General features: G+C 65.2%; 12 protein-coding genes. 11 read left to right on the top strand and 1 reads right to left on the bottom strand.

The features are described 5' to 3' along the window. Nucleotides 1–99: 99 nt before the first annotated feature. On the top strand, nt 100–864 hold the full coding sequence (locus tag ACRYLT_RS03415; RefSeq protein WP_482662706.1) for a histidine phosphatase family protein: 765 nt from the start codon (nt 100–102) through the stop codon (nt 862–864). Further along, entirely contained in the window at nt 861–1,742 is an 882-nt protein-coding gene (locus ACRYLT_RS03410) for an NAD(P)H-hydrate dehydratase (protein WP_482662705.1), read from the top strand. The genes ACRYLT_RS03415 and ACRYLT_RS03410 overlap by 4 nt, the downstream gene beginning before the upstream one ends. A gap of 46 nt (nt 1,743–1,788) precedes the next feature. On the opposite strand, the gene pyk is transcribed toward ACRYLT_RS03410, so the two are convergent. Continuing rightward, the gene (gene pyk / locus ACRYLT_RS03405) at nt 1,789–3,267 is read right to left on the bottom strand and encodes a pyruvate kinase (protein WP_482662704.1); all 1,479 of its coding nucleotides are present in this window, start codon (nt 3,265–3,267) and stop codon (nt 1,789–1,791) included. Nucleotides 3,268–3,370: 103 nt separating this feature from the next. Between pyk and ACRYLT_RS03400 the strand changes: the two genes are divergently transcribed. The 9 genes from ACRYLT_RS03400 to ACRYLT_RS03360 all read left to right on the top strand — a co-directional run bounded on the left by ACRYLT_RS03400 (nt 3,371) and on the right by ACRYLT_RS03360 (nt 9,527). Further along, nucleotides 3,371–3,613, top strand: a complete 243-nt coding sequence (locus ACRYLT_RS03400; protein WP_482662703.1) for a DUF2312 domain-containing protein — start codon at nt 3,371–3,373, stop codon at nt 3,611–3,613. A 121-nt stretch (nt 3,614–3,734) separates the two neighbouring features. Further along, nucleotides 3,735–4,481, top strand: a complete 747-nt coding sequence (locus ACRYLT_RS03395; protein WP_482662702.1) for a YebC/PmpR family DNA-binding transcriptional regulator — start codon at nt 3,735–3,737, stop codon at nt 4,479–4,481. A gap of 460 nt (nt 4,482–4,941) precedes the next feature. Further along, the gene (locus tag ACRYLT_RS03390) at nt 4,942–6,864 is read left to right on the top strand and encodes a ribonucleoside-diphosphate reductase subunit alpha (protein WP_482662701.1); all 1,923 of its coding nucleotides are present in this window, start codon (nt 4,942–4,944) and stop codon (nt 6,862–6,864) included. Beyond that, nucleotides 6,861–7,085, top strand: a complete 225-nt coding sequence (locus ACRYLT_RS03385; RefSeq protein ID WP_482662700.1) for a hypothetical protein — start codon at nt 6,861–6,863, stop codon at nt 7,083–7,085. The genes ACRYLT_RS03390 and ACRYLT_RS03385 overlap by 4 nt, the downstream gene beginning before the upstream one ends. Nucleotides 7,086–7,164: 79 nt before the next feature. Next, nucleotides 7,165–7,344, top strand: coding sequence for a hypothetical protein (locus tag ACRYLT_RS03380; protein ID WP_482662699.1), 180 nt, complete (start codon nt 7,165–7,167; stop codon nt 7,342–7,344). 11 nt (nt 7,345–7,355) lie between these two features. Beyond that, nucleotides 7,356–7,604, top strand: coding sequence for a hypothetical protein (locus ACRYLT_RS03375; RefSeq protein ID WP_482662698.1), 249 nt, complete (start codon nt 7,356–7,358; stop codon nt 7,602–7,604). Beyond that, nucleotides 7,601–7,909 (top strand): hypothetical protein, encoded by a 309-nt coding sequence (locus ACRYLT_RS03370; RefSeq protein ID WP_482662697.1) that lies wholly within the window; start codon nt 7,601–7,603, stop codon nt 7,907–7,909. Before ACRYLT_RS03375 ends, ACRYLT_RS03370 begins: the two co-directional genes overlap by 4 nt. Further along, on the top strand, nt 7,906–8,469 hold the full coding sequence (locus ACRYLT_RS03365; protein WP_482662696.1) for an endonuclease domain-containing protein: 564 nt from the start codon (nt 7,906–7,908) through the stop codon (nt 8,467–8,469). The genes ACRYLT_RS03370 and ACRYLT_RS03365 overlap by 4 nt, the downstream gene beginning before the upstream one ends. Next, entirely contained in the window at nt 8,469–9,527 is a 1,059-nt protein-coding gene (locus ACRYLT_RS03360) for a ribonucleotide-diphosphate reductase subunit beta (RefSeq protein ID WP_482662695.1), read from the top strand. Before ACRYLT_RS03365 ends, ACRYLT_RS03360 begins: the two co-directional genes overlap by 1 nt. Nucleotides 9,528–9,622 lie beyond the last annotated feature (95 nt).

Raw genomic sequence — 9,622 nt, 5'->3', positions numbered from 1 at the left:
CGCGTTCCGCTTGCCTTCGGCGGCAGGTGATTTCGGGCGAATCGAGGCTTTCTTCCCGCCCGCGGGAAACCCCGCGCCGCTTCAGGCTTTGTTTCGCCCGTGAGACAAAGATGGCCCTCCCGGCTCTGGCTGGTCCGCCACGGCCAGAGCGCCGGCAATGTCGCTCGCGAGGTGGCGGATGCGGCCGGGCATCGGGTGATCGACCTGCCGGTGCGGGACATGGACGTGCCTCTCAGCGAGCTTGGGCAGCGCCAGGCGCAGGCGCTCGGCCATTGGTTCGCCCGGATGCCCGAAGAGGAGCGTCCGGAGGTTGTGATCTCCTCGCCTTACGTCCGGGCGCGGCAGACGGCGGAGGCGATCTGCCGGTCGGGCGGAGTGGCCGCCACGGTCGAGCGGCTGATCGTCGACGAGCGCCTTCGCGAGCGCGAGTTCGGGATTTTCGACAGGCTGACGACGATCGGGGTCCGCGAGAAATATCCGGAACTGGCCGAACATCGCGCATTGCTCGGCAAATTCTACCATCGCGCTCCCGGCGGCGAGAGCTGGGCCGATGTGATCCTCCGTCTTCGCAGCGCCCTCGACACGATCAGCCTCCATCATGCCGACCGGCGGGTGCTGATCGTCTGCCACCAGGTGGTCGTGCTCTGTTTCCGCTACATATTGGAGGAGCTTGACGAAGCGGGCGTGCTGGCGATCGGGCGCGAAAGCAACGTCCTCAATTGCGGCGTGTGCGAATATGGGTTCGAGCCCGATGACGAGCGGCTCTGTGCACCCCGGCTCGTGCGCTACAATTTCGCCGCACCCCTGGTCGAGGAGCAGGCCGCGGTCACCGCCGAACCCGAGCAGATTACCGGGGCGCGATGAGCGACACCTCGTGCCTCGATTCCAAGCTTCTCGGCGACTTCCCGCTTCCGAAAGTGGCCGAGGATTCGAGCAAGGAGGACCGGGGCCGGCTGCTCGTCATTGCCGGCAGCCGCGAGCTTGCGGGCGCCGCCCTTCTGGCCGGAATCGCCGCTCTCCGCGCCGGCGCGGGCAAGCTTCAGATCGGCACCGCCAGGAGCATCTCGACGGCGCTCGCGGTGGCGGTTCCGGAGGCGCGGGTGATCGGCTATCCGGAGAACGCGAATGGCTGCATCGACGAGGAGGGGATCGCGCCGCTGGTGCGCTGGGCCAAGGCCGCTCAGGCCGTCTCGGTCGGCTGCGGGATGCAGCAAGGTCCGCCGCTCGAGAAGCTCCTGGCCGAACTGCTCGCCTGCGGCGCCTGCTTTCCCCTGGTCCTCGACGCGGCCGTGCTCGATTGCCTGGCGCCGCTGAAGGACGAGCTTCGCGCCTGGGGAGGAGGAACGATCCTCCTTCCCCATGCGGGCGAGATGGCCAGGCTGCTTGGGCGCGAGCGTGAGGAGATCGAGGCCGATCCGCTGGCCGCCGTCCGCGAAGCCTCGGAACGCTTCAACGCCTTCGCTCTGGTCAAGGGCGCCTGCAGCTTCATCGCGGCACCCGACGGTCGGGCCTTCGCTTTCCGCGGCGGCGGCGTCGGGCTTGCCACCTCCGGAAGCGGCGACGTGCTTTCCGGGATCGTCGGCGGCCTTTGTGCCCGAGGCGCCGATCCGCTCACCGCCTTGCTTTGGGGAGTCTGGCTGCACGGCGAGGCGGGGCGAATCCTGACCCGGAGGATCGGCAGGATCGGCTTCCTGGCGCGCGAACTGCCCGATCTGGTCCCTGCGCTTCTGCCGGACAATTGATCCGGGCCGCTGGCGAGCGCCGCTCCGGCGCCCCGGCCCTCTAGACTCAGCTCGGCCGGTGGCGCTCCAGTTCGTCGCCGATCAGCCGGGCGACGTGGATGACGTTGGTCGAACCCGGAGTCCCGAACGGCACCCCGGCAGTGACGATGATGCGGTCGCCGCCCTTGGCAAGGCAGTGGCGGAGCGCCATCCGCTTGGACTTGCCGACCATTTCCTCGAAGCTGTGGACGTCGCGGGTGCGGACCGCATGGGCGCCCCAGAGCAGGCCCATTCGGCGGGCCGTCTTGAGCGACGGGGTGAGCACCAGCAGCGGAACGGTCGGCCGTTCGCGGGCGACTCGCCGAGCGGTCGATCCGGAGCTGGTGAAGCAGACGATCGCCGAGGCGCCGACGGTCCGGGTCATGTCGCCCGCCGCCCGCGCGATCGCGTCGTTGGTGGTCGCGTCCGGCAGCGTTTCGGTGAAATGGACCCGGGCATAATGGGTGGGATCGTTCTCGACGCTGGTGGCGATCCGGTTCATCATCGCCACGGCCTCGCGCGGGAACTGGCCGGAAGCGCTTTCCGCCGAAAGCATGATCGCGTCGGCGCCGTCATAGACCGCGGTCGCGACGTCGGAAACTTCGGCCCGGGTCGGCGAGGGGCCGGTGATCATCGATTCGAGCATTTGCGTCGCCACGACCACCGGACGGCCGAGCCTCCGAGCCGCCTCGACGATCCGTTTCTGGAGCGGCGGCACCTGTTCGGGCGGAAGCTCGACGCCGAGGTCGCCGCGGGCGACCATGACGGCGTCGGCCAGCTCCAATATGCCTTCCAGCCGATCGATCGCCGCCGGCTTCTCGATCTTGGCGAGAAGCGCCGCCTTGCCGCCGATCAGCCGGCGCGCCTCGGCCACGTCCTCCGGCCTTTGGACGAAGGAAAGGGCGATCCAGTCGACTCCGTTCTCGAGCGCGAAGGCAAGGTCCGACCGGTCCTTTTCCGTCAGCGCGGCGAGCGGAAGGAGCACGTCGGGAAGGTTGAGGCCCTTGTTGTTGGAGATCATTCCGCCGACCTCGACCACCGTCTCGATCCGGTCGGGCTGGGCATCGGTGATCCGGAAGACCAGCTTGCCGTCGTCGACGAGCAGTCGGGCGCCGGGCTCCACCGCCTCGAAAATCTCGCGGTGCGGAAGGTTCACCCGGGTCGAGTCGCCCAGTTTGGAGTCGCGATCGAAGACGAAGCTCTGGCCGTTGCTGACCTTGACCCGGTCGCCTTCGAAGCGACCGACCCTGAGCTTCGGCCCCTGCAGGTCGGCAAGGATCGTCGTCGGCCGCTCGAGCAGCGTTTCGAGACCGCGAATGGCCTCGATCAGCTTCTTGTGATCGGCATGGCTGCCATGGCTCATGTTGATCCGGAAGGCATCGGCTCCTGACTCGGCCAGTTGGCGGATCATGTCCTGATCGGCGCTGGCAGGGCCGAGCGTCGCCAGGATCCGGACCTTGCGGCTTCGGGGAACGAACCGGCTCTGCTGCGTCTCTTCGCTCGACATGTCTTCGGCCCATAATCACTCGTGATGACAGTTCAACCCGCTTGAGCGCGCGAATGGGGCGGCCTAGAGGCAGCGCTCGTACCCCCAATTGATGGAGCATGAAGTGGCGGAGGGAAGCGTCGCGGCCGACGAATTGCGGCTGCTGATCGAGCGGATCGAACGACTCGAAGAGGAGAAGAAGGGAATCGCCGACGACGTCAAGGACGTCTACGCCGAAGCCAAGGCCCGGGGCTACGACCCCAAGACGATGCGCACCATCGTTCGACTTCGCAAGATGGAGAAGAATGCGCGCGACGAGGCGGAAGCGCTTCTGGAAACCTACAAGGCCGCGCTCGGCCTCGCCTGACAATTTGGGATGACCGGTTCGTTCCTCGGCGGCTGACGGCGCCGCCGAGGCTCCGGTTGCGCCCTGGCGGCGGAGCGCGCTAGGAAGCCTCGATCCCAATCACCCATGAAATCGAGCGACGATGGCCGGCCACAGCAAGTTCAAGAACATCATGCATCGCAAGGGCGCTCAGGACAAAAAGCGCTCGGCGATGTTTTCCAAGCTGAGCCGCGAAATCACCGTCGCGGCCAAGATGGGCCTGCCTGACCCGGATGCCAATCCGCGGCTTCGGGCGGCGGTGCTCGCGGCTCGGGCCCAGTCGATGCCCAAGGACAATATCCAGCGGGCGATCGACAAGGCCGCCGGCGGCGAAGGCGAGAATTACGAGGAAATCCGCTATGAAGGCTTCGGACCGGGCGGAGTGTCGCTCGTGGTCGAGGCGCTGACCGACAATCGCAATCGCACCGCCACCAACGTGCGGACCATCTTCTCCAAGAATGGCGGCAATCTTGGCGCCTCCGGATCGGTCACCCACGGCTTCGATCGGCTCGGCCTGATCACTTATTCGGCGTCGGCCGGTTCGGCCGATGCCCTTCTCGAAGCGGCGATCGAGGCGGGCGCCGAGGACGTGGAATCGGGCGAGGAGATCCACGAGATCTGGACCAGCCTGGACGGCCTCCACGAAGTGGCCCGGGCGCTCGAACAGGCGCTCGGCAAGTCTCCGGAGAGCATCGGCCTTGCCTGGCGGCCGCAGACGTCGGTCGAGATCGGCGGCGACGAGGCCGAGCAGCTGATCAAGCTGGTCGAGGCGCTCGAGGATGATGACGACGTCCAGACCGTCTGGGGCAATTACGAAATGTCCGAGGACGTGATGGAGCGCGCCGCCTAGGCCGCCGCTTGGTTCCGGCCGCGGCGCTTCGGCGCTCCACCGGATCGACCTCCTGCCGAACGTCGCACCCGCGGCCGCGCCGACGGCCCGAGTCGCTCCGAAGTCACGCCTGTTCGAAGGCCGAAGCGTCGGCGCACGCCTCTTTCCGCGTTTCCGGCATCCCCAACTTTTCACCTCCGTAACGATGTCTGCGAAACTGCGGATCCGGCGAAAATCTGGGGTTAAGTCGAATTTACCCTCTTGCGCGCGAATCCCGATTCAAACACTATCAATAGTGGCGCTTCTCAGGGGGAGCACTAGAGGTTGTGGGATCGTGGCTCGGCAGGCTGTGCCGCCGAACCGGTGGACTCGTCCTTTGTGGATATCGGGGACAAGCCGCGAATAACCCACCGCTCCCCTTCCGAAAGGCCTAGACTGGGTTTAAGCCCGCTGGAACGTTTTGAGAACATGAGGTAGAGTTATGGACCTGTCTGGCAGCAGCGAAGTGAGCGCGAGCGACGTGACCCTGGCCACCACCGACGCGCCGAAGAAGCCTTCGGCCCAGGCCGGCTCGGCAAAGCCGGCCAAGGCGGATTCGAAGTCGGTGAATCCGATCGCCTATCCGGTCCAGGTCGATCACAGCCGCGATTCGCTGCTGACCGAATTCGGCAAGGAGACTCTGCGCGATCGCTATCTGCTTCCGGGCGAATCCTATCAGGACCTGTTCGTCCGAGTCGCCTCGGCCTATGCCGACGATGCCGAACACGCCCAGCGGCTCTACGACTATATTTCCCGGCTCTGGTTCATGCCGGCCACGCCGGTCCTGTCGAACGGCGGAACGGGCCGCGGACTGCCCATTTCCTGCTATCTCAACAGCGTTTCCGACAGCCTCGAAGGCATCGTCAACACCTGGAACGAGAATGTCTGGCTCGCCGCGCGCGGCGGCGGGATCGGCACCTATTGGGGCAATGTCCGCGGAATCGGCGAAGCGGTCGGGCTCAACGGCAAGACCAGCGGCATCATTCCCTTCGTTCGGGTGATGGATTCGCTGACTCTGGCGATCAGTCAGGGTTCGCTCCGGCGCGGCTCGGCCGCCTGCTATCTCGACATCAGCCATCCGGAGATCGAGGAGTTTCTCGAAATCCGCAAGCCGTCCGGCGATTTCAACCGCAAGGCGCTCAACCTCCACCATGGCGTCCTCGTCACTGACGCGTTCATGGAAGCGGTTCGGGACGGCACCGAATGGACTCTTCGCTCGCCCAAGGACGGCTCCGAGCGCAGCACCGTCGATGCCCGGTCGCTCTTCCAGAAGCTGGTCGAAACCCGGCTCGCGACCGGCGAGCCCTACATCATCTTCATCGACCAGGTGAACCGGTCGATGCCCAAGCATCATCGCGACCTGGGGCTCAAGGTCACGACCTCCAACCTGTGTTCGGAGATCACGCTTCCGACCGGCACCGATCATCTGGGCCAGGACCGGACGGCGGTCTGCTGCCTTTCCTCCCTCAATCTCGAAACGTGGGACGAGTGGAACGGCGACAAGATGTTCATCGAGGACGTGATGCGCTTCCTCGACAATGTGCTGACCGACTATATCGAGCGGGCGCCGGACGAAATGGCGCGCGCCAAATATAGCGCCAGCCGCGAGCGCAGCGTCGGTCTCGGCGTGATGGGTTTCCACTCCTTCCTTCAGGCCCGCGGAATCCCGTTCGAAGGGGCGATGGCCAAGTCGTGGAACCTTCGCATCTTCAAGCATATCCGGGCGCAGGTCGATGAAGCCTCGATGCTTCTCGCCAACGAGCGCGGCCCCTGCCCGGACGCGGCCGACATGGGAGTGATGGAGCGCTTTTCCTGCAAGATGGCGATCGCTCCGACCGCGTCGATCAGCATCATCGCCGGCGGCACTTCGGCCTGCATCGAGCCGATCCCGGCCAACATCTACACCCACAAAACGCTGTCCGGCTCCTTCTCGATCCGCAATCCGCATCTCGAGAAGCTGTTGATCGAAAAGTCCAAGAACAGCGAAGGGGTGTGGTCCTCGATCCTCGAGCGGGGCGGCTCGGTCCAGCATCTCGACTTCCTCACCCCCGAGGAGAAGGACGTGTTCAAGACCAGCTTCGAGATTGACCAGCGCTGGCTGCTCGAGCTCGCCGCCGATCGCACGCCCTATATCGACCAGGCCCAGTCGCTGAACCTGTTCATTCCGGCCGACGTCGACAAATGGGACCTGCTGATGCTCCACTATCGCGCCTGGGAGCTCGGCATCAAATCGCTTTATTATCTGCGCTCCAAGAGCGTCCAGCGCGCCGGCTTCGCCGGCGGGGTCGAGGCCGACAACACGCCCGAGCTCAAGAAGATCGAAGTCCAGACGACCGATTATGACGAATGTCTGGCGTGCCAGTGATCGACAGGACGGGTTTCCTCCTCGCCCTCGGCGTGTCGCTGGCGGTGGTCGGGGCCTATGTCATGGCCAGGCCGAGGCGCCTGTTCATGATGGACGAGGATCCGGCCGAATATCGTCCCGAAAAGGTCGAATATGGATCGGAGCATGGCCAGTTCTTGCGCAGGGCCGCGCCCTTCTTTCTGGGCGCGGGCCTCGTGATGATCGGGATAGTCCTTCTGTGAGCAACGGGCTGGCGGGGGGACCGGCGGAGCGGCGTGGCGCGAGGCGCGCACCGCTCCGCCGGTTGCGGGAGAGGATCTGATGGAAATCGTCGATTCGGCCAAGTTCGCGATCGGCATCGTCTTTGCGGTCGTCGGCTCGGGCCTGTTGTGGACCGCGCGCGGCTCGCGCGGTTTCGGCCAGCGCAAGCAGGCCGGCGCCTTGTTCCTGGTCGCGGCGGTCCTGTTCGTCGCGATCGGGCTCGGCCTGGTGGACCTGTAGGGGAGGGGAAGGTGCCGGATTCCTTCACGATCGGACATGCGCTGATGGCGGCAGGGCTGCTCGCTTTGCTGTGGGCGCTCGTTTCGCTCCTCACCATGGCGCGTCATCGCGGCTATGGCCGTGGCACGCCGCAATATGCGCGCGCCCGCGATGCCCGCCGAGCGGCGGCCTATGCCCTTCTCGCTGCAGCGCTTCTGTTCGTCGTCGGCGCCTTCACGCCGCTGTCGGATCTCGCCTTCACCGGAGGCGCCGCGGCATGAACCCGGCTCGCCCGATCGTCGCCGCCCTCCTTCTCGCCGGGCTCGCCGCCTGCGCGAACCAGGCTGCGACGGCCGTCGAGCCGCAGGCACCCGGTTTCCTGTTCGGGCTTTGGCATGGCTTCATCTTTCCGATCGCCTGGATCCTGAGCCTCTTCATGCCCGACGTCGCCATCTATGCCGTGCCCAACAATGGCGGCTGGTACGATTTCGGCTATTTCCTCGGGATCGTCGTCTTCGGCGTCGGCGCGAGGAAAAGTCATGTCGTCTATCGCGACCGGGTCGTCGAGCGAAAGGTTCGCGAATGATGCGGCGCGAATATCTTCCAGCTGGAGCCGTGGCTCGCGCCCGACATTTGCGGCAGAATGCCACGGACTGCGAACAGCGCCTCTGGAAGGCTTTGCGCGTTCGGCTTCCGGGGGCGAAATTTCGGCGGCAAGTGCCTCTCGGCCCCTATACGGCCGACTTCGCGTCGCACTCGGCCAAGCTCGTTGTCGAAGTGGATGGCAGTCACCATATCGAGGCGGCGGATCATGACGCCGCCCGCACCCGCTTTCTCAATGGCGAAGGCTATCGGGTGCTCCGCTTCTGGAACAATGAAATTCTGTCGAACATCGATGGCGTCGTTGAAATCATAGCCAGGGCCCTCTCCCCTTGTGGGAGAGGGTTGGGTGAGGGGCCGGCCGCGTCCGCGGCCGAGCAGAGTCTCGCTCCTGCAGCGCCCGACCCCCAATCGAGCGGTCTCGGCCGCTCACCCCTCGTCGCCGGCCCTCTCCCCTCAAGGGGAGAAGCCGGCAGCCCCTCACCCCGGCCCTCTCCCACACAGGGAGAGGGAGGGTCGGTCAACCTCCGGTTGGAGTCAGTCTGATGCCCCTTCTCGAAGCCTCACGTCAGTACAAGCCGTTCGAATATCCCTGGGCGTTCGACTATTGGAAGCGCCAGCAGCAGATCCACTGGATGCCGGAGGAGGTGCCGCTCGGCGAGGATTGCCGCGACTGGGCGCAGAAGCTGACCGATCACGAGCGCAACTTGCTGACCCAGATCTTCCGCTTCTTCACCCAGGCGGACGTCGAGGTTCAGGATTGCTACCACGACAAATATGGCCGGGTGTTCAAGCCGACCGAAGTGAAGATGATGCTGACCGCCTTCTCCAACATGGAGACGGTCCACATCGCCGCTTATTCGCACCTGCTCGACACGATCGGCATGCCGGAAAGCGAATATAGCGCCTTCCTCCAGTACAAGGAGATGAAGGACAAGCACGACTATCTCGCCACCTTCGGCGTCGACAGCGACGAGGACATCGCCAAGACGCTGGCCATGTTCGGCGGCTTCACCGAGGGGCTTCAGCTGTTCGCCAGCTTCGCGATGCTGATGAACTTCCCGCGCTTCAACAAGATGAAGGGCATGGGCCAGATCGTCAGCTGGAGCGTCCGCGACGAAAGCCTCCATTGCGAGGGCATTACCCGCCTGTTCCACGCTTTCGTCAAGGAGCGCGACTGCCTGACCAAGAGCGTTCGCGAGGACATTCTCGACGTCTGCCAGAAGACGGTCCGGCTCGAGGACGCCTTCATCGACCTGGCGTTCGAGATGGGACCGGTGCCCGGAATGACGCCCAAGGAGATCAAGAAATATATCCGCTACATCGCCGACTGGCGCCTGGGGCAGCTCGGCTTCCAGCCGATCTACATGATCGACGAGCACCCGCTCCCCTGGCTGGCGCCTCTGCTCAACGGCGTCGAGCACGCCAACTTCTTCGAGACCCGGGCAACGGAATATTCCAAGGCCGCCACCCGCGGGAATTGGGGCGAGGTCTGGGATAATTTCGATCGGCGCAAGGCGGCCAAGGCGGCGAACGACCCTGTCACCGCCGCGCCGGGCGACGGTGACGACATGTTCACTCGGGCAGGCGTGGCAGCTGAGTGAGCGAACTGCGGCGAGGTCTGGGAGAGCGTCGTCGCGTGCCGGCTTGAAATTCCGGGGACACTAGGCTCGATTCGAACCGAAGATTGCCGCGGCGC

Source organism: Sphingosinicella sp. SM1-17, assembly GCF_056821765.1.
Note: the sequence above shows the minus strand (reverse complement) of the source record. Positions and strands in the feature narration are given on the sequence as shown.

What these genes read in the sequence shown, in the direction of transcription:
- ACRYLT_RS03410 (WP_482662705.1), top strand. Translation starts at nt 861, where the DNA reads ATGAGCGACACCTCGTGCCTCGATTCCAAGCTTCTCGGCGACTTCCCG.
- ACRYLT_RS03395 (WP_482662702.1), top strand. Translation starts at nt 3,735, where the DNA reads ATGGCCGGCCACAGCAAGTTCAAGAACATCATGCATCGCAAGGGCGCT.
- ACRYLT_RS03365 (WP_482662696.1), top strand. Translation starts at nt 7,906, where the DNA reads ATGATGCGGCGCGAATATCTTCCAGCTGGAGCCGTGGCTCGCGCCCGA.
- ACRYLT_RS03380 (WP_482662699.1), top strand. Translation starts at nt 7,165, where the DNA reads ATGGAAATCGTCGATTCGGCCAAGTTCGCGATCGGCATCGTCTTTGCG.
- ACRYLT_RS03390 (WP_482662701.1), top strand. Translation starts at nt 4,942, where the DNA reads ATGGACCTGTCTGGCAGCAGCGAAGTGAGCGCGAGCGACGTGACCCTG.
- ACRYLT_RS03360 (WP_482662695.1), top strand. Translation starts at nt 8,469, where the DNA reads ATGCCCCTTCTCGAAGCCTCACGTCAGTACAAGCCGTTCGAATATCCC.
- ACRYLT_RS03370 (WP_482662697.1), top strand. Translation starts at nt 7,601, where the DNA reads ATGAACCCGGCTCGCCCGATCGTCGCCGCCCTCCTTCTCGCCGGGCTC.
- pyk (WP_482662704.1), bottom strand. Translation starts at nt 3,267, where the DNA reads ATGTCGAGCGAAGAGACGCAGCAGAGCCGGTTCGTTCCCCGAAGCCGC.